At 35.3% G+C, this 20,159-nt stretch carries 17 protein-coding genes and 1 tRNA gene; 5 read left to right on the forward strand and 13 right to left on the reverse strand.

What is annotated here, in order from left to right; genetic code table 11:
* Positions 1 to 9: 9 nt before the first annotated feature.
* The 4 genes from argS to KTJ72_RS01210 form a co-directional block, all read right to left on the reverse strand.
* Positions 10 to 1,701 (reverse strand): arginine--tRNA ligase, encoded by a 1,692-nt coding sequence (gene argS, locus KTJ72_RS01195; protein WP_041152212.1) that lies wholly within the window; start codon positions 1,699 to 1,701, stop codon positions 10 to 12.
* Positions 1,702 to 1,950: 249 nt separating this feature from the next.
* Positions 1,951 to 2,021: transfer RNA gene (locus KTJ72_RS01200), tRNA-Gly, on the reverse strand.
* A gap of 47 nt (positions 2,022 to 2,068) precedes the next feature.
* On the reverse strand, positions 2,069 to 2,293 hold the full coding sequence (locus tag KTJ72_RS01205) for a hypothetical protein (RefSeq protein WP_034531232.1): 225 nt from the start codon (positions 2,291 to 2,293) through the stop codon (positions 2,069 to 2,071).
* A 104-nt stretch (positions 2,294 to 2,397) separates the two neighbouring features.
* Entirely contained in the window at positions 2,398 to 3,327 is a 930-nt protein-coding gene (locus KTJ72_RS01210; protein WP_057197735.1) for an L-lactate dehydrogenase, read from the reverse strand.
* A 104-nt stretch (positions 3,328 to 3,431) separates the two neighbouring features.
* Between KTJ72_RS01210 and KTJ72_RS01215 the strand changes: the two genes are divergently transcribed.
* Positions 3,432 to 3,770 (forward strand): DUF1516 family protein, encoded by a 339-nt coding sequence (locus tag KTJ72_RS01215; protein ID WP_057197732.1) that lies wholly within the window; start codon positions 3,432 to 3,434, stop codon positions 3,768 to 3,770.
* 13 nt (positions 3,771 to 3,783) lie between these two features.
* Here the strand turns inward: KTJ72_RS01215 and KTJ72_RS01220 are convergent, their stop codons facing one another.
* The 5 genes from KTJ72_RS01220 to KTJ72_RS01240 all read right to left on the reverse strand — a co-directional run bounded on the left by KTJ72_RS01220 (position 3,784) and on the right by KTJ72_RS01240 (position 11,721).
* On the reverse strand, positions 3,784 to 4,503 hold the full coding sequence (locus KTJ72_RS01220) for an aspartate/glutamate racemase family protein (protein WP_217303945.1): 720 nt from the start codon (positions 4,501 to 4,503) through the stop codon (positions 3,784 to 3,786).
* Positions 4,504 to 4,513: 10 nt separating this feature from the next.
* Complete coding sequence (locus KTJ72_RS01225; RefSeq protein ID WP_034531239.1) at positions 4,514 to 5,764, reverse strand: carboxylate--amine ligase; 1,251 nt, start codon at positions 5,762 to 5,764, stop codon at positions 4,514 to 4,516.
* The gene (locus tag KTJ72_RS01230) at positions 5,757 to 7,295 is read right to left on the reverse strand and encodes a UDP-N-acetylmuramoyl-L-alanyl-D-glutamate--2,6-diaminopimelate ligase (protein ID WP_217303930.1); all 1,539 of its coding nucleotides are present in this window, start codon (positions 7,293 to 7,295) and stop codon (positions 5,757 to 5,759) included. Before KTJ72_RS01230 ends, KTJ72_RS01225 begins: the two co-directional genes overlap by 8 nt.
* Positions 7,296 to 7,327: 32 nt before the next feature.
* Positions 7,328 to 9,211: an asparagine synthase (glutamine-hydrolyzing) gene (gene asnB, locus KTJ72_RS01235; protein WP_217303931.1), complete on the reverse strand. Its 1,884-nt coding sequence runs from the start codon at positions 9,209 to 9,211 to the stop codon at positions 7,328 to 7,330.
* Between the two features lie 248 nt (positions 9,212 to 9,459).
* The gene (locus tag KTJ72_RS01240; RefSeq protein WP_041152205.1) at positions 9,460 to 11,721 is read right to left on the reverse strand and encodes an ATP-binding cassette domain-containing protein; all 2,262 of its coding nucleotides are present in this window, start codon (positions 11,719 to 11,721) and stop codon (positions 9,460 to 9,462) included.
* Positions 11,722 to 11,898: 177 nt separating this feature from the next.
* On the opposite strand from KTJ72_RS01240, the gene KTJ72_RS01245 reads away from it, so the two are divergent.
* Positions 11,899 to 12,237 (forward strand): hypothetical protein, encoded by a 339-nt coding sequence (locus KTJ72_RS01245; RefSeq protein ID WP_217303932.1) that lies wholly within the window; start codon positions 11,899 to 11,901, stop codon positions 12,235 to 12,237.
* Positions 12,238 to 12,279: 42 nt separating this feature from the next.
* On the opposite strand, the gene KTJ72_RS01250 is transcribed toward KTJ72_RS01245, so the two are convergent.
* A complete protein-coding gene (locus tag KTJ72_RS01250; protein ID WP_217303933.1) occupies positions 12,280 to 14,064 on the reverse strand; it encodes a S53 family peptidase in 1,785 nt (594 codons plus the stop codon).
* A 127-nt stretch (positions 14,065 to 14,191) separates the two neighbouring features.
* Here KTJ72_RS01250 and mscL point away from each other — a divergent pair, with 127 nt between their 5' ends.
* Positions 14,192 to 14,563 (forward strand): large-conductance mechanosensitive channel protein MscL, encoded by a 372-nt coding sequence (gene mscL, locus KTJ72_RS01255; protein WP_034531247.1) that lies wholly within the window; start codon positions 14,192 to 14,194, stop codon positions 14,561 to 14,563.
* Between the two features lie 105 nt (positions 14,564 to 14,668).
* The gene (locus KTJ72_RS01260) at positions 14,669 to 15,301 is read left to right on the forward strand and encodes a deoxynucleoside kinase (RefSeq protein ID WP_034531249.1); all 633 of its coding nucleotides are present in this window, start codon (positions 14,669 to 14,671) and stop codon (positions 15,299 to 15,301) included.
* 41 nt (positions 15,302 to 15,342) lie between these two features.
* On the opposite strand, the gene pepV is transcribed toward KTJ72_RS01260, so the two are convergent.
* A complete protein-coding gene (gene pepV, locus KTJ72_RS01265; protein ID WP_217303934.1) occupies positions 15,343 to 16,758 on the reverse strand; it encodes a dipeptidase PepV in 1,416 nt (471 codons plus the stop codon).
* A 114-nt stretch (positions 16,759 to 16,872) separates the two neighbouring features.
* Between pepV and KTJ72_RS01270 the strand changes: the two genes are divergently transcribed.
* Entirely contained in the window at positions 16,873 to 17,709 is an 837-nt protein-coding gene (locus KTJ72_RS01270; RefSeq protein WP_217303935.1) for an NAD(P)H-hydrate dehydratase, read from the forward strand.
* A gap of 16 nt (positions 17,710 to 17,725) precedes the next feature.
* On the opposite strand, the gene KTJ72_RS01275 is transcribed toward KTJ72_RS01270, so the two are convergent.
* Complete coding sequence (locus KTJ72_RS01275) at positions 17,726 to 18,379, reverse strand: YoaK family protein (protein ID WP_217303936.1); 654 nt, start codon at positions 18,377 to 18,379, stop codon at positions 17,726 to 17,728.
* Positions 18,380 to 18,409: 30 nt separating this feature from the next.
* The gene (locus KTJ72_RS01280; protein ID WP_041152200.1) at positions 18,410 to 20,062 is read right to left on the reverse strand and encodes a putative polysaccharide biosynthesis protein; all 1,653 of its coding nucleotides are present in this window, start codon (positions 20,060 to 20,062) and stop codon (positions 18,410 to 18,412) included.
* Positions 20,063 to 20,159 lie beyond the last annotated feature (97 nt).

Here is a 20,159-nt window from a genome sequence, read left to right on the forward strand (position 1 = left end):
TTTCTTTAATTACATTTCGTCTGGAGCCTTAACACCAAGTAATCTTAGTGATTCTTTAAGAACGATTGATACTGATTTAACTAATGCTAAACGAGCATCTCTTTGTTCATCATCATCCAAAATCTTAGTGTGAGCGTAGTACTTGTTAAATGACTTAGCAAGTCTTAATGAGTACTTAGCGATAACTGAAGGTTCAAATTCATCACAAGCCATCTTAACTCTTGCTGGGAAGTCATTTAGTAACTTAATAACGTTCCATGATTCTGCATCGTTAAGCTTCTTGTCAACGTTTGAGAAGTCAATGTCACCGGCTTTACGTAAAATACTTTCGGCACGTGCACGAGCGTATTGTACGTATGGTCCAGTTTCACCTTCAAAACGTAGTTGATCTTCTAAGTTAAAGTCAATGTTGTTAATCTTTTCATTCTTCAAATCACCAAATACAATGGCACCAACACCAACTTCTTTAGCAACTTCTTCCTTGTTAGGAAGATCTGGGTTCTTTTCAGCAATTTGCTTCTTAGCAATTGCGATTGATTCGTTCAATACTTCGTCCAATAGGATGATACGACCTGAACGAGTTGATAGTTTCTTACCATTTACAGTAATTAGACCAAATGGGATGTGGTGTAAGTTCTTAGCTGAAGGAACACCCATTTCCATTAATACAGCCTTCAATTGCTTGAAGTAGTATGTTTGTTCTGAACCAACAACGTATAGGTTCATAGCTGGATGATAAGTTTGGTCACGGTAAATTGCAGTCGCAATATCTCTGGTGATGTATAGTGAAGCACCATCACTCTTCAAGATTAATGCAGGGTTTAAATCATATTTTTGTAAATCAACGATTGTAGCACCTTGTGACTTACTTAATAGACCCTTTTCTTGTAGTGAATCAACAACATCTTGTAGCTTGTCATTGTAGAAAGCTTCACCATTGTAAGTATCAAAAGTAATACCTAACTTGTCGTAGATTTCACCAAAGGCTTCAAGTGATACTTCTCTAAACCATTTCCATAGTTTAGTTGCTTGTTCATCACCATTTTCAAGTTTTCTGAACCAATCTCTAGCAACATCGTCTAGTTCAGGTTGTTCCTTATCAATTTTGTGGAACTTAACGTAGTATTTAACTAAGTTATTGATAGGATCTTTTTTAACGTCTTCTTCGTTACCCCACATTAGGTATGCAGTGATTAACTTACCAAATTGAGTTCCCCAGTCACCCAAGTGGTTATCCTTAATTGGGTTGTAACCATTTTTACGTAGGATTTCGGCAACAGAATTACCAATAACAGTAGATCTTAAGTGACCCATTGAAATAGGCTTTGCAATATTTGGTGAAGACATATCAATGGTTACGTTACCACCCTTACCATCTTCGTTTTGACCATAGTTTTCCTTTTGGTCTAATACAGCTGATAGTACGTCTTCACTAAAGTTAGATTTGTCTAGGAAAAAGTTAACGTATGGTCCAGCAGCTTCAACATGGTCAAATGAACTTTGATCAATCTTTTCTACTACATCAGCAGCGATTTGTTGAGGTGCCTTTCTAAACTTTTTAGCTAAAATAAATGTAGGGAAAGCTAAATCACCCATTTTTGAATCTTTAGGTCTTTCAATTTTTGGTAGAATGTCTTCTACAGATAGTTCGTTGTCCAATGCTTGAGAAAGAGCATTAGCAACTAATTCTTTGTTTTCCATTATCCAAAACCTCCATAAATATATAAAAAGTCTCTTACAATATTAATAATTGTAAGAGACGGAATAACCCGCGGTACCACTCTATTTGATATAAAATATCCGCTTTATTATTTAATTAATCATAATTCTAAAAAGTGCGAATTCAACATACCCTAATCATCGGCTCTCACCAAATCCGATGTCGCTTGTTAATGGAATATGTCTACTAGTCTTTTATTATCGAACAGTATCTGTCGGTTTACGCGACAAAGCGGGTAACGGGAATCGGACCCGCGACCTGAGCTTGGGAAGCTCATATTTTACCACTAAACTATACCCGCAGATACAAAAATTATTATATCACACGTTACAATTTTTGGTAAGTTTGTTAAGCTGTTTTTTTCTTTGATGGTTTAGCAACTTTCTTGCTAACAACCGCACGCTTATTATATTCATTAACGACGATGCCATCTTCTTCATGGTGTTCATCGATAAAGACCATTACTGAATTTTCATATACTTTTTCAATTGTTCCAGCAAAGTCATGTTTTAAATAACCGAATCTAGGTGCAGAAACGTGGTCGCCAATTTGTAATTCTTTTGGTTCAGCCATCTTTTTGCCTCCTTAATAAAAAATAACGCGATATTGATAATATCAAAACGCGTTATTAATATCAAGGTATTTTTTAGAAAATATTAATATCTCCTAATTGCTGATTAATCAGTAATTTCACGAGTTTTTTGATTAATATAATCTGCTGAAGCTTGAAGTTGTTTTTGTTCCTTTTCAGGAAGATCTAAATCGATTTGTTTTTCAATTCCATTTCGTCCAACAATTGCTGGATAAGATAGGTATGTACCGTATTCTTCGCGGTAATTTGATACAGCTAATTCTGTTTTAGCATCTTGTAAAACAATTTCAGCTAATTTAACAGCCGATGCTGAAATAGCAAAGTTAGTGTATCCCTTACCACTATGAACCGTAAATCCACCCATACGAGCATCATTATCGATCTCATCTAAATCAATATTATATTTTTCTGCGTAGTCGAAAATACTCTTATCAAATACTTGAACTGTTGACCATGCAGTAAATTGAGAATTACCGTGTTCACCCAGGTTGTAACCAATTACTGAACGAGGATCAATGTTAAGTTTTGCTGCGACTGCCCTCTTCATTCGAGCAGAATCTAGAAGTGTCCCTGTTCCAATAACACGTTCTTTGGCAAAACCAGTCTCGCGTTGATATAAGGAGGTAATGACATCGTTTGGATTAGTAATTACAATAATAATCCCATGGAAACCTGACTCTTTAATTTGTTTTGCAACATCTTTAACTTCTTCAACGTTAGCTGTTAGCTCTGCAAAACGGTCATGTTTATCCTTATTAGCATTAATTAATTCCATGTGGCCAACCGCTGAAATAATAACGTCCGCATCAGCTAAACTTGCGTAGTTATTAACTTCAATGTTTGTATGGAACTTAAGATTAGACATTGCATCTCTAAAGTCTAATGCATCTGAATTCACCTTTGCATCGTTGTGATCAATCATGACCAAATCATCTGCAATTCCTGAAACGACAATATGATGAGCAACTGCTGCACCAACGTTACCGTCTCCAATAATACCAATTTTTCTTGTCATAAAGCATACCTCCTTTAATGTTGTAGTTATTCTATCACTCTAATATTTTAATTCAAGTTTTATTATGATTATTTATGATAAAATAACTATCAGGAGGAGATATTATGTGGGCTAGCTTAACACTAATAATGTTATTTATTTATATAGCAGTAACCATAATTGGTATCACCAGGGTCTCTGTTAAGAGAGTTATCCAATGGTTAATTGCTAGTCGAGTAATATATATATTAATACTGATTACGCAAATCGTTATCACCATTCGAGTTTCGGATCATCGTTTCTACACCGCAATATTTGCTGATGTACTAGCCGTCCTACTTGGTGGTCTAACAGAATTAAACTATACAAACAAACAGCAAAATCATCTTATTAATTTCAATGTGATTGGCCTAATCATTGTCATCATCGCTTTGATTAGCATCACCATCTATAATGTAATATAAAAAAGACATCGAATTATTCGATGTCTTTTTCTCTGTTTTTTAAAGCTAATTCAATTGAACGGTCAACTAAGACTGATTGAGCATCAATCACTGGGTAATTATGATCTGAAGCACGTTCTTCAGCCACAGATAATTCTGTGCAACCCAAGATAATTACGTCACAATCCATCTCGTTTTTCATTTCATCTAAGATGTGATGATATAGTTCTTTGTTAACTTTATTTTGTTCTTTGACATATTTATATATCAAATCCATTGTTTCTTCTTGAATATGCTCAGTCGGTTTTACAATTTTATAACCAGCGTTTTGCACTTCTGTATCGTAAATACCGTCAAAAATGGTTCCCTTGGTAGCAATCAAACCAATTCGTTTGGCATTAGGATACACATTACTGATTTCAGCAACGGCTTCTTTTGGCATATGCAAAATTGGCACGTTAGTTGCTGACTGTAATTCATCAAAGAAGAAATGAGCAGTATTACAAGGAATCACAAAGAAATCAGGATTTAATTGTGATTGTTGTTTAATATCTTCCTTTAATGGAATCAATGGGTTTGGTTTAGTATTGTCTAAAATATAATTGGTTCTGTCTGGGACAGTCGCATGATTTACAAGGATATAATTTAAATATTCCTGATCATTACTAGCTGGTGTTCGTTGATTCAATAAATGAATGTAACTTTCGGTAGCTTCTGTTCCCATTCCACCAATAATTGAAAAGAAATGTCTCATTTTATCATCCCTATTTTTCGCTAAAGTAACGTTTGAAATTCTTAGCATAGTTATGCTTAATCCAAACGTCTAATAACCAACGCTTAAAACTCTTGTCACGGTTATACCAGAAAGTAGTACCGTATTGGCCCTTCTTGATTAATTGAAGAGCGAATTCCTTGTCTGCGTTGTCCTTAGCATATTTCTTGAAGACTTGTTCGCCAACACCTAACCAAAGGTAACGATTGTCTTTGTTTTCGTTAGCGTATACAGTTTCCTTATCTGATAAGTCATCAAATGCGTAATCTCTAACAACCCAATCAGCTAAGTTGTAACCATTTAAACTAACGAAGAAACTACTTCTACCTTGTCTCAAGTTAATTTCAAATAATTTGAAAGTATTGTCTCGAGTATCATATTTCATATCAAAGTTAGCGTAACCAACATAGTTAATCTTTTCTAGGAATCCTTGAACCATTGAATATAGCTTTTCGTTATATTCTGGCAGGATAGCTACATAATTACCAATCGCTGCTGGTGATGGATCTTCCAATAATGGATGACCTAAACACATCATCTTAACTTTGTGATTCTTATCAACGTAAGCATTTAAAGTACGCATGTTACTGTCATCACCAGGGATAAAGTCTTGAAGAATCAAATCAGAAGTATATCCATTGGTATAAATCTTTTCAATTATATCTTCAAATTCATCTTGTGATTCAATAATGAATGCTTTTTTTCTTCCTTCAAAGTGAACATCTAACCATTCAACACTGTTGGTAGGTTTTAATGCGACCGGGTAACCAAATGGTTGTTCAATCTTTTCATCACTTTCAAAGTCTTTCTTAGAAATAATCTTTGTCTTTGGATATGGCAAATCATATTCTTCACATAACTTATAGAAGTTTTCTTTACTGTTTAATTTCTTGATTAAGTCATAATCAACGTATGGGCAAACGAAGACATCTTCTAGTTCGTCCTTATGTTTTGAAATTAATTCAGCATAACCATCACCACAACCGATTAAGATAACTGGTTCTTCATGTGATGCGTATTCCTTCTTAAGTTCTTTCATTGATTCAATCCATTTTGGATCTTCACTAAAGCCATCAATCAAAGTTAAATCAACAATTTTTGTAAAACGTGTAGGTGCAAGTGCTTGTTCAGCGTATGCCTTCACGGGTTTTCTGTATTTTTCGTATAATGAACGAGCCATTCCATAAGCATTGAAATCACTACCTAATAGAACAACTGTAAAATTAGATTCTAAATTACTCATTATCTATCCCTCTCAAAACATTTTGTACCACGACGGGATCTGTTTCGTATGGAGTATCTACGCCGTTGATTTTTTGGTAAGGATCTCTTCCTTTACCAGCAACTACTATCATAGCATTATTATCACCGGCATGAATAGCCTTTTTAATAGCCATTTTTCTGTCTAGTTCAATATGAACGTCAACTTTATCATGATTAATGTAAGAATCAATTTCGTTAATGATGTCCTTTGGATCTTCAAAGGCTGGATCATCAGAAGTTAAAAATGCGATATCTGCACTTTCGGTTAAAGCTTTTCCAAAGCCTTCTCTACGATCTAACCCCTTATTACCAGGACTTCCTACTACCACGATTACCTTGCCATCAGGATTATTACTCTTCAAGAATCCTAATAGTGCATGCATGCTGGCGTAGTTATGGGCATAATCAACGTAAATTGTACCGTTGTGCTTAGATTTGTATGATTCCATTCTTCCTGGAACAAATACATCCCTCAATCCCTTTTTGGCGTCGTCTGCACTAGCATTATCCAATGCAGAAGCGATAATTGCAGACATTGCATTAGCCTCGTTATAGTCTCCCACAACACCAATCTTGTAGTCATCTTCAACATCCATCTTCTTAGCTTTTTGGCTATTAGCAACTACTCTAATTTCATTGCTGTCGATTGTGTCTGAGATGCTTGAGAAATTGAAATCAATTTGTACGTCTTTAAATTCTTTTTTATCTCTACTGAATAGGTAAATTTTATCTGGATCAGTAGTTGCTTTAGCTGCTTCATAGACATCTAACATGTAATCTGTGTCCGCATCGATAATACAATGTGTGGAATTAACCATTAATTGTTCCTTGCAATGTAGATAGTCAGCAAATGTTGGATGTTCGTTTGGACCAATATGATCTGGTGAAATATTTAAGAAAATACCTACATCAAAATGAAGTCCATAGACTCTTAACTTTTTGTATGCTTGTGATGAAACTTCCATCACCAAACTAGTCATTCCATTATCGACTGCTTGTCTCATATAGTTAAAAACATCTAATGATTCTGGAGTGGTTAAATGTGACTTAAAACGTTGTGATGGTTCATTTCCAACAACAGTATCAATTGTAGAAATCAATGCTGTCTTGTTTTTATTGGCGTTATCTAAAATACTTTTAGCAAAGTAAGAAGATGTTGTCTTCCCCTTAGTCCCGGTATAAGCAATAACAAACAAATCATTTTGAGGGTAGCAGTAAAAGGCAGCGCCTACTAGAGACATTGCCTTTTGCACGTTATTCACAATGATTTGAGTTAAGCCATTACCTTCATCATACTTTTGTTCGGCAACATAACCAGTCGCACCCATTTTCTTAGCCATCGCTAGGTATTCGGGTTTGAAGTTACCTTTACAAAAGAACAATGTATTTGGTTTAACATTTCTGGAATCGTAAGTTACTTCATCAAATGAAACATCCTCACCTGATACAATTTCTTGTATTAGTCCATGTTCAGTTAATATTGTCTTTATTTCATCAATTCCAAGAGCCATTGTTTTTACTTCCTTATATCAAGATTTAAAAATTATGCTTGTAGTTGTACCTTGTTAATAGTATCAGCATTTGTATCTTCTGGGAAGTATACTTCATACCATAGAATAAATAGGTAAGGTGTCATAATCTTTTGCATGCTTGATTTACCTTCATCGTGTTCCTTTAGAATTCTTAACAATTCATCAGTGTTAAAGAACTTTTCAGCAACGTCAGAAGTAAATGCTCTAACAATTCTTTCATGGAACTTAGGTTCTCTGATCCATGATGCAATTGGTGATGGGAAACCAAGTTTTTCCTTCATAGCAACTTTGTCAGGTAATGCACGTTCAGCTGCCTTACGAAGTGAAATCTTAGTACCTTCTTTGTTGATACGAGTCTTAATTGGCATAGTTGCAGCAAATTCAGCAACCTTCTTATCAACCAATGGAGTTCTAACTTCAAGAGAGTTAGCCATACTCATACGGTCAGCCTTTTGTAGAATATCAAATGGTAACCATGCATTGATATCAAAGTATTGCATTTGAGTCATTTCGTCTTTGTCAGCTACTTCATCAAAAATGTATTTTGAGTATGCACCTGAATCAACGTTCAATGATGGATCCTTTAATAACTTGTTTCTGTCATCGTAGTTGTATACGTAGTTAACACGGTAGTATCTTTCACTCAATGGTTGAGCACCACGAATTAAGAAACGACGACCGTGGAAACGAGGCATCTTAGTAGCAATCTTAGCTAATGCACTACGGATAAATCCAGGAACGTATTTTTGGTATCTTTCAAAAGGAATTGCTTCTAGGTAAGTATTGTAACCACCGAAGAATTCATCGGCACCTTCACCAGATAGAGCAACCTTAACTTCTTTACTAGTACCTTGAGCTAAGTAGAACAATTGGATAGCTGATGGATTTGAAAGTGGTTCATCCATGTAGTACATCATAGTTGGTAGGAAGTCAAAGTAGTCATCACCAGTAATCTTGATTGGTGTGTTCTTTTGACCAATTTGTTGAGCAAAGTCAGTTGACCATGATAATTCACTAAACTTAGAATCGTTGAATCCAAGTGAGAATGACTTAATTGGTTTTAATTTTGAAGCTTCATTTAAAACATAACTTGAGTCAACACCACTTGATAGGAAACTACCAACTTCAACGTCGGCAATCATGTGAGCCTTTACAGAGTCCTTAACGATTGCTTCAATCTTCTTGGCATCTTCTTCAACTGTTTGTGATTCATCAATGTGATCGTAGTTAAACTTGTAATATCTGTGTGTTTCAGTCTTCTTTTCATCAATGTGGTGAATGAAGTAAGTACCAGGCATTACTTTGTAAACGTTCTTGAACATTGTTTCTGCTGATGGAATAAATTCAAAACTTAAGTGAATTGGTAGAAGTTTTAGGTTTAATTCCTTCTTGAATGCAGGGTTTGATAAGAATGCTTTTAATTCAGAACCGTACATAAATGCGTCGCCATCGTCGTAGTAGTATAGTGGCTTGATTCCGAAATGATCACGAGCACCGAAGATTTCATTGTTAGCACTGTCATAAATAACAAATGCGTACATACCACGAAGTTTGTCCAATAGTTTTGGACCCCATGCTTCGTAACCACGAATTAGAACTTCTGAATCAACATCAGTTTCAAATTCCCAACCTTCAGAAATTAATTCATCTCTAATTTCTTGATAGTTGTAAATTTCACCGTTAAAGGTTAATACTTTCTTCTTATCTTTACTGTATAGTGGTTGGCCACCATGAGCTAAGTCAATAATTGATAGACGACGGAATCCCATTGATACCTTATCGTCTTGGAAATACTTTTCATCATCAGGGCCACGATGCTTAATTCGATTAGCCATCTTTTCAATGGTGTCGTTAGGCACATCTTTATGATTTACATATCCACAAAATCCACACATAAGTTTTATTCCCCTTTGTTTTTTTAATGTATTAATAATTTTTAGTTACTTTTTAATCGTACTTATTTTATTGTAACAAAATATTTAGATTTTAGGCCATAAAAATAGCAATTTAATCAATGATACAAATTTATATAGTACACAAACTAATATTATTAAGTATAATCATATCTACTCTTCTGTCCAGTGAAATCGTCTAAAAAGCGCCATAAATTTGTACAAAACAAAAAGACGCTGCTAAGCGTCTTTTATTTACGAGCATTATTGTACTCTTTCATCGCGTTTCCTGTGACTGATTTAGCGTCATTTAAAGCGTCTTTTGGTGTTCCTGAATATAGGATTTCACCACCGTAACGACCTGCCTTAGGACCTACGTCAATCATCCAATCTGACTTACTAATTACAGATAAATTATGTTCAACAATGATTAGGGTATTACCCTTTTCTACTAATTCATCGAATAAATTAGTCATAATTGATACATCTTTCATATGCAATCCGGCAGTTGGTTCATCCAACAAGTAGACAGTACCGGTCTTGTTTAGTTGTAATGCTAGTTTTAATCTTTGAACTTCCCCACCTGATAATGTATCAAGTGATTGACCAAGTGAAAGGTAATCCAAACCAACCTTTTGCATATTAACTAACTTGTCGTGAATTTCGGCAACGTCACTGAAGAACTTAATTGCTTCTTTAATTGATAAGTTTAATACTTCGGCAATGTCTAAACCATTTAGTTTGTATTGTAGTGCTTCGTCACTGTAACGTTTTCCATGACATTTTTCACAAGTTTGAACAACTGGATCCATGAATGCCATGTTAGTAATTTGAACTCCACGACCCTTACATAACGGACATTTACCTTTTCCATTGTAGCTAAATAGTTGTCGTGAAACATTGTTATCATCCCCAAATAACTTTCTAATATCGTCTAAGATATTTAGATAAGTAGCTGGTGTTGATCGAATGTTTACCCCAACAGCATCTTGGGTTAAATCAATGTAGCCGGTCTTTAACTTGTCCTTAACTGCTTGGATTAATGAACTTTTACCGGATCCGGCAACCCCTGAAATAACGGTTTGCGCGTTTAATGGAATTGATACATTGGCATGCTTTAGATTATGAATGTTAACATCCTTTAAATCCAAGGTGTCATTGAAATCCTTGGCTTTCTTAAATACCAATGGTTCTTGTAATAACTTACCGGTGATGGTGTCACTCTTAAGTAAGTCGGAATACTTACCATCGAACATAATCTTTCCACCATCTTTACCTGGTTTAGGCCCAATTTCAACAACGTAGTCGGCAATTGGAATCAATTCTGGGTTATGTTCAACGACTAGGACCGTGTTGCCCTTATCCTTTAATTTTCTCAACGCATGACTGATTAGTTTAATATCCGCTGGATGCAATCCAACACTTGGTTCATCTAAGATGTAAACCATGTCAGACAATGAACTATTCATGTACTTTGCAATCTTAATTCTTTGAGTTTCCCCACCAGATAATGTGTCAGTACTTCTGTCCAATGTTAAATAACCTAGACCCAAGTCAATTAATGATTGAATCTTGGTAGTTAATTCTCTCAACAAATCGACTGTTAGTTTTTCATCAATTGAATCTAGAAATTCGATAACGTGGTTTAAGTCCATTTGTAAAACATCGGCAATGTTATAGCCATTAATCTTACAAGTAAGAACTTCTGGTCTTAACTTAGTACCATGACACTTATCACAGGCCGTTCTAGTAACGATTTCTTGAATGGCTTCCTTGTGATGTTCTCCCTCTTTACTTTCAATGATTGAACGTTTAATTCTTGGAATGACACCTTCATACAAAATGGACTTTTTCCATTCCTTAGGCGCATCAGTTAAATGATGTTGTGGTGCGTATAATAAATCATTTAATTCTTTTTCAGAATAGTCTTTAATCTTCTTATCGTTATCGAATAAGCCAGTGTAAGCATAACGTTTCCAACGCCATGTTCCAGGGCCAAAACTAACGAATGTAATAGCCCCTTCATTTAATGACTTATCGTAATCAATCACCTTATCTGGATTGATGTGATCAATGTAACCTAGCCCCTGACACTTATCACACATCCCTTGAGGCAAGTTAAATGAAAATGTATCTGAGTATCCAACCCAAGGTTTACCAATTCTAGAGAATAGTAATCTCAATAATGAATAGATTCCAGTGTAAGTAGCAAGTGTTGAACGTGGATTTTTTCCGACCTTCTTTTGTTGAATGACAATCGCAACAGGTAGATTATCGATTCTTCCTACATGTGGAGCTCCATACTTTGGTAGGTATTGTTGTGTGAAACTAGGAAATGTTTCGTTTAACTCTCTTCTAGAGTTTGCTGCAATAGTATCAAAAACGAGTGATGATTTCCCGGCACCAGATAGTCCCGTGAAAACCGTAATCGCATGTTTCTTGATGCTGATATCCAAGTGCTTTAAGTTGTTTTGAAAAGCATTATGAACCTCGATATAATCTTGATTTGGCATTTCAATCCTCCTGAATTCACTTTGTAGTGACAATTATAGTAGTTATAAGAATCAATTTCATTTATCTTGTTTAATAATTAAGAATTTATAAAGATAATCTGTTTTCTTGAGAAAAATAAATTTTTAATACTATAATGAAACCATAGACACGATATCTAATCGAAAGAAGATGAAATTATGGCAGAACAAAAAAGAGATAAAATGATTGGTTTAGTAATGTTCATTTGTAACAAGTACAGTCGTAAGGATTTTCGTTTCGCAAAGTCTTTAATCTCTCACAGCTATGATGAAACTGTTGAAAGATTACAAAATGCATACCAAGAATCCTGTGATGCTTTCAAAAAGCGTATCTTAGAACCAATTAAGATTCCAGCTGATACTGTCGCTATTGATTACAGTGCTGCATTTGAAAAAATGACTGCTACTAGAATCACTACCCATCAATTAAAGAAATATTCAAAACATGCCTTAATTGCTAAGGAAATGTTAGAAAGAATCAACGAACCACTAGATTAATAAATAACTAAAAAAGCCATCCTTAATTAGGATGGCTTTTTTCTATTTCATTAATTGATATAACTTACCGTAGTTAACGGTTCCCAAACCTGTAGCTTGGTTGTACTTCTTTCCAGGTTGACCAGTGTAGTACAAGTTACTATTGTCTTTATCAGAATCTAAAGTGTTAAATGGTGAGTTGCCGTTGTTAGCAAGTGCATATAACTGTGGATTCCATAGTCCAAAACGATGCTTTGCTCTAGTAGCGAACAAAGCATTTACCGCAGCAACTTGAGGGGCTACGATACTTGTTCCACCATCGGTAAACCATTGGTTGTTGTATAACACAGTGTATCCAGTTTGAGGATCACCATTTGCAACAATGTCCGGTAAGTTTCTACCAGATGCAGTTGACGATGTTTGGATTGGCTTTGCGTATTGCTTGGCGTAACCACTATCCATGTTCCAGTATTGAACAGCGTTGTAACTATTTACACCGCTAACATTGCTTTGGTATGCAGGTGTTTGGTTGAACTTACTGAAACCACCACCGGTTCCAGCAAAGTAAGTGCTCAAGAAACTATTTTGATCACTATTATATAGTTTCAAATGGTTAAAGTATGGATATAAGAAATCATTTGACCATGCACGTTCCTTATCAATCTTAACCTTGTGACCATTAACAGTATAACTGATTGGAACACTGGTTGCTCCAACCGCTGTAATGAATGGAGAAGAAGCAGGAGATTCAACTGTTAATCCAGTTACCCCACCTTCAATACCATCATAGGCACCGTTGTCACCGGTTGAATTAAAAATACTAATTCCTTGTGCAGCACCTTGTAGTAACAAACTATTCATAATTGAATTGTAGTTTTTAGAAATAAATCCTTCATTCATCATTTGTTGTAGTTCAGCTTCACTGATTCCCCAACTTAATGATAAACTGTCGGACTTGTTGGAACTGATTGCTTTAGCGAAGCTTTCTACCATTCCAGAGATGGTTGGTTGAGAAACATAAACGTTGATATTGGACTTAGGAGCAATCGCACCAGCTTGTTGAATGTCCATTGTGGTTTCATCACTTTGTGACTTGATTGAGGCATAGGCATCCTTATAAACGTGAACTCGTTTAATGCTTGAAGGAACCCCTACCTTCTTCCAAAAGCTTGTTATGTCAGAATTCTTGAAGCCACCAAATGAGATAATCCCAATACCGTGTTTAGCACCAAGTTTGGCTTGTTTTAGTGAGGTTACACCATAACGACTGATGAAGTCCTTTGGGCTACGCTTCATTGAACTGCTCTTAGTTTTCTTAGCAGCATTGCTATTGACGTGATCATAGTTGCTTAATCCCATGAATCCATTAACATGCTTTTGAAGCTTCCCTCTTATTTTTGGTTCGTGGTTTGGACGGTAGACAAACTTACCGTTGACCTTCACTCTCACTTGCTTATACTTAAGCGCTTTTTGAATGTTAGACTTGCTACCATAACCTCTTAAAACTAGGTTACCTGCGTACTTGGTAGTCTTAATATGATACTTTTTGAAATACTTTTGAATTGCAGCAACAGTTCTATTAGTTTGTCCATAACGGTTGGCAAACTGTTTGGTAGATAAGAACTTCTTATGCTTGGTTAAAACATAATTTTCTAGTTTACTATTACTCCTAGTTTTTAGAATAATCGCGAAGTTGGAAGTCGCTGAACTAGATTTTGCTTTTGACTTCTTCTGAATTTTGACCTTATGTACTGTTTTCTTAGCTTGAGCATCAACGTTGTAGTTAAATGCTGTTCCCAATAAAACAGAGGCACTTAGTGTCGCAATAATTGTTTTTCTATAATTCACTCGTATCACCCCTTATGTAGTTTCATAATATTCCTAAAAATATCTTAAGTATACATATTTAAGCAATTCTTTATAATTTTTTATGTTAGTATTGAATATAGTTACATAGTGAAAGGAGGTTTGCAATTTGTTTAAAGAATTCAAAGCATTCATCTCTAAAGGTAATGTCTTAGACTTAGCCGTTGGTGTAATTATTGGTTCAGCATTCACAACCATCGTTAAGTCATTTACTTCCAACTTGATTAATCCTTTAATTGGAATTTTCATGGGTCAAATGAACTTATCATCAATCGTCTTCTCAGTGGGTTCAGCTCACTTCAGAGTCGGTAGTTTCATTAACGATGTTATTAACTTCTTGATTGTTGCCTTCGTTGTATTCTTGATTGTAAGAACTTACAACAAAGTTTCAAAACGCGATACTACTCCTAAGGATACCAAGACTGACATCCTATTAGGTGAAATCCGTGATTTACTTTCAGAACAAAAAAATAACAAATAACAACAAACTCAGGTATTTTTATACCTGGGTTTTTCTTTTTGATATTAAGTTCGGTTTTAAAATATGATAAAATATTATTACTATTTCAAAAAATGAGGAGTTAATATGGTGATAATTACAGCAGGGATGATTGGTGTTGGTAAGACAACTTTGACCGGTAAAATAGCAAAACATTTAGGCACTAAGGCCTTCTATGAACCAGTTGGTGAAAATCCTGTTTTGCCTTTGTACTATAACAATCCTGAACAATATGGATTCTTATTACAAATTTACTTTTTAAACAAACGTTTTTCAATGATTAAAAAAGCGCTATCAGATGATAATAACATCTTAGATAGATCAATCTACGAAGATGCCCTTTTCACAAAGCAAAATAATGCTGAAGGTAACATTTCAGACATGGAATTGAAAATTTACCTAGAATTATTGGACAAAATGATGGGCGAATTAGATCAACTTCCTAAAAAAGCTCCAGACCTAATGGTATACGCTGAAACCGATTTTGAAACCATTCTACACAGAATTAAAATGCGCGGCCGTGACTACGAACAATTCGATAACGATCCTAAGTTAAAAGAATATTACTATCACATGTGGTCAGCATACAAACAATGGTATGAAGAATATGATAAGAGTCCTAAAATGAAGATTGACCTTCAAAAATACGACCTATCAGAAGATGCTAACGTCGACATTGTTTTAGACATGATTGATGAAGAACTTAAAAAAATCAGATAATAAAAAAATCCCAAATCATATTGATTTGGGATTTTTTGTATTTAGTTATCCTCTAATGTAGCTAATTCAAAGATTGATTGACCATAAATTGCCATTGCTAACATCAAGTCATCTACAACTTGGTATTCGTTAGCTTGGTGCATTGTGTTTACAGTCCAAGGGAATTCAGCACCGAATGCTACCCCTCTCTTCATCATACGACCGTAAGTACCACCACCAACTACTTGTGGTTGAGCTTCAGTCTTACCAGTACGTTCACGGTAAACATTGATTAGTTTGTTTACGATTGGGTCTTTTGGATCAACATAGTGAGGAACCATGTCGTCTGTATTCTTAACAGTACCATCCATTACCTTAGCAGCTTGGCTTAGGTGTTCACCAATGGTTTCAACACTAATACCCTTAGGATATCTAAAGTTAGTGTTAACGAAACCACCATCAGTTGGGTTGAACTTTAAGATACCAACGTTCATTGTTAAGTCACCCATGATTTCATCAGTGTAGTTAGCACCGATTCTGTTTGCTCGAGAATCACCATGTAGGAATTCTGCGACAAACTTAATGAAGTTTTTAGCATCACCAGAGAAATCATAGCCACGTAAGAAGTTAGCTAGGAATGTTCCACCATTAACACCGTTTCTTGGTTCCATTCCGTGTGCTGACTTACCAATTAAATGTAACTTGATTCCATCTTCAGTGATTTCAGAACCACCGTCTAGTTTACGATCTTGCATAAATGTTGAGAATTCTTCTGCCATTTGATCCTTAAATACAGTCTTAACATCAGCAAAAGCGTCCCTTGGAACCATGTTTTCTCTTAAACCGGCATCGAAGTTAGCTAAGTAGTAATCAGCTGAATCTTCTTGGTCAGTACCGAAAGTAGTTTCAAATGTTGTATTACCCTTTTCACCATTAATGACTGGGAATTGAGCATCTGGAGAGAATCCAAAATCAGGTTCTGGTTCTAACTTGAAGTAATGCTTCATTCCAGTCCAGTTACTTTCTTCATCAGTACCAATAATGAATCGAATCTTGCAGTTAGGTTCAATCCCTTGGTCCTTCATCATCTTTAGACCATAGTATGCAGCCAAACCAGGTCCCTTATCGTCGGAGGCACCACGACCAAATACTTTACCGTCTTTGATCATCATTTCAAATGGATTGCTGTCCCATCCTTCACCGGCTGGCATAACATCAGCATGGGCTAAAATAGCAAATGTCTTATTGCCACTACCGTATTCTATGTAACCAACTAGGTTATCTAAGTTTTTGACAGTGAAACCGTCGCGTTTACCAATTTCTAAGTACTTTACTAATGCTTTAGCTGGACCAGGTCCTAAAGGAAATTCATCAGTAGCCTCGTTATCATTTCTTTCACTATCAATAGAAATTAAGTCAGCTAAATCCTTTAGGTAATCTTCTTTGTAGTCTTGAGCTAATTTATCCCAATTAATCATTTTGAAATCCTCCTTTACCTTTCCATATATTTTAGCATAATCTTATAAAAACACATCAATGAAGTACCAAATTTTTAGTGATATACTGAATATAAAGCGTTAGGAGGAATTAATATGACAGAAATTTCAACTGACATCGTTAATAACACCATTATTAAACGTCCAAATAATAGCCATAAAGGTACCTTTGGACGAGTTGGTATTATTGGTGGAACAAATAACTTTGGCGGTGCTATTATCATGGCTTCTAAATCCTGTGTATATTCTGGTGCAGGATTAACAACTACTTTTACTGATCAAGTCAATCTTTCTAGTCTTCACACTCACATTCCTGAAGCAATGTTTGTAGACTTTAACGATTTAGATAGTATCAAATCAATGATTAATGGATTCGATGTTGTATTAATCGGACCAGGACTAGGAACTGATGAAAACAGTCTGACAATCTTAAAAACTGTTTTCAATAACATTCAACCAACACAAAAATTAATCATTGATGGTTCAGCCATTACACTTATTGCCAACCATAATCTTAGCCTTCCAGATGCAAAACTTATTTTCACGCCACACCAAATGGAATGGCAAAGATTATCCGGTATTAAAATCGATAACCAAACCGATGAAAATAATCAAAAAGCGGTCAAACAATTAAACGCTACGGTTGTTGTTAAATCACACCATACCAAGGTATATCATAATGATAATATCTGGACTAATCCTGGTGGTACCCCTGCTCAGGCAACAGGTGGTATGGGTGATACCTTAGCCGGTATGGTTGCCGGGTTCGTGGCACAATTCTCAGATACAACTAATGCAGTTTTATCTGCAGTATATGCTCACAGCGCAATCGCAGATAAATTAGCTGAGAACCAATATGTCGTTCTTCCCACCCAAATCATTGAACACATCCCTGAATTCATGAAAGCAAACGAAAAAAAGACAGAATCATAATCGATTCCGTCTTTTTTTATTTGCGATTTATAAAGTTAAAAATTATTACCAATGATAATGGAATAATTAATACTAATACTGAATAAGCATTTAAATAATGATCGACAATTCCCATGATGAAAGTTCCTAAAATGAAACTTGTTATTACCATGATGGTATCAACCAATAGTGATTTGGCCTTTTTATCATGATCAACCAATGCCAAATATGCATTATTAGCAATTTTGCTAATGTTTCCGGTCATCATTAATGGATTAAAAGGATTGCCCTTTAGCAGTTTGAACTCTTGCAACTGGGCAGCTGATACTAACGATAAAAGTCCAACGATTAAAACCGATGAAGTATCTTTGACTAGTAGACCAACAATCATAATAACCACAATTTCATAAAACATAATTATCACTTTTCGTGTATTGATGGAGTCCAGTTTTCTTTGCATTACTTTGATAATCACAATTCCTAGTGCGAAGAAAATAATTGAGAAAATGTACTTCAAAGATTGAGCAAAATCATGATTGGCCAAACTAATCCCAAATAAAATTGAGTTTCCTGTTTGTAATCCAGCAAATACCCCACCCTGTTCAATAAAGGTATAGGCGTCAATTCCACCACTGGTTATTGCCAAAAGGATTGCGATTAATGGATGCGTAAATATATCTTTATTTTTCACCTTCATTACCCATGCTTTCAGTCTTATTTATTATTTAATGTTCAATTTGTTACGGATTGATGTTGCCTTACCACCAATAACTGTATCGGCGATTCTACTCTTAAGTGCAAGGTAAACGTATACCACTCCACCTAATAGAGTTGAAATTGAAACAACGATGAAACTACCAACACGAGTGAATGGATTCATCAATAAACCAACAATCATGTTACCAGCATATACTGATGCTAAAGCAACAAGATATGTTACAAGTGAGAATAATACAATCCAGTTAATTTGGTTTAGCATCTTATCACTTCTAATCTTGAATTGACGATCCAATGAATTAATAATCAATCCATTTACAACCATAAATCCAATTGCAGAAGAAATTAGAGGACCAAATTCTTTGAAGAAGAATACCATTGGGAATTGTGATACTACCTTAGCAATGATTCCGTAAATAAAGTATCTTACGGCAACCTTATTTTGAGAAATTCCTTGCATCATTGCAGTCACTACAGTGAACAATCCAAAGAAGATTGAAATAATGGATGAGAACGCTAATACGTTAGCTGATAGTGCACCATTACCAGTTCCGTAGAATAAACGGTTCAAAGGACCAGCAACAGCGGTCATCCCTAACGCTGCTGGAATCATTACGAATGAGAATAATACAAAACCACTTGAAATTTGGTGGCTGATTTCCTTTTTATCACCCTTTGTATATGCTTCGGATAATAAAGGAACAACTGTGATTGCCATTGCAGAAGCAAGTGAGATGGTAATCATAATTAGCTTGTTAGCGTTACCAGCAAAAATTGCATATAACTGGTTAAGCACTTGATCAGATGCGTTTGTCGCAACATGCATAATCTTAAAGAATGTAAATTGATCAATTAGTTGGAAGATTGAAATTCCAGCACCTAAAATAACAAATGGTACGGCTTGTTGGATAATTTCAACGTATAACTTATTGGCATTTACATGAATTTCATTATTACTATTCTTAACCAATGAACGGTAGTAACGACGGCGTTTTAAATAATACCAACCTAAAACTAACAATCCTGCAACTGAACCAATGAAGGCAGCAAAGGTTGATTGAGAAACGGCAGTTACCCAATTACCGTGTAACATCTTAATGATGAAGAACACAGCTACCAACATGTAAATAACACGGAATAGTTGTTCAGCGAATTGTGAGATAGCTGAAGGTGCCATATCTTGGAAACCTTGGAAGTAACCACGGGTTAAACTCATGGTTGGAATGATTAATACGGCCCATGATAATGATCTCATAACCGGAATCAAATCAGGATTACCGTTATCAAATGCAGGAGCTCCGATATATAAGATTAATGCACAAACAATACCTGTGATTAATGATAATAACAATCCTCGCTTGTATAACCTGACACTGACACCATACTCATTTAAGGCATTATAATGAGCAACCTGTTTGGCAATTGCGGATGGGATTCCGGCAATTGAAATAATTAAAATCAAACTATAAACGTTATATCCTTGAACGTATAAAGCATTTGCCTGTAGATACAAAGTTCCAAGCATCATACTCCAAGGAATTATGTATACTGCTCCTAATATTCTTGATAAGATGCTTCCCGCAGTCATCCATGCGGATCCCTCAATCATCTTATCCTGAGCTAAATTATCTTTCATATTTTTATCTTGTTCATGCATATCGCATTCCCACTTTCAAATTTCTCTAACTTGTTCATTTTAATCAATATTTTACTCGTAATCAACATCATACCACTATTAGACACAAAAAAAGAGT

Origin of the sequence: Apilactobacillus waqarii, assembly GCF_019061205.1 — a bacterium.
Lineage (GTDB): Bacteria > Bacillota > Bacilli > Lactobacillales > Lactobacillaceae > Apilactobacillus > Apilactobacillus waqarii.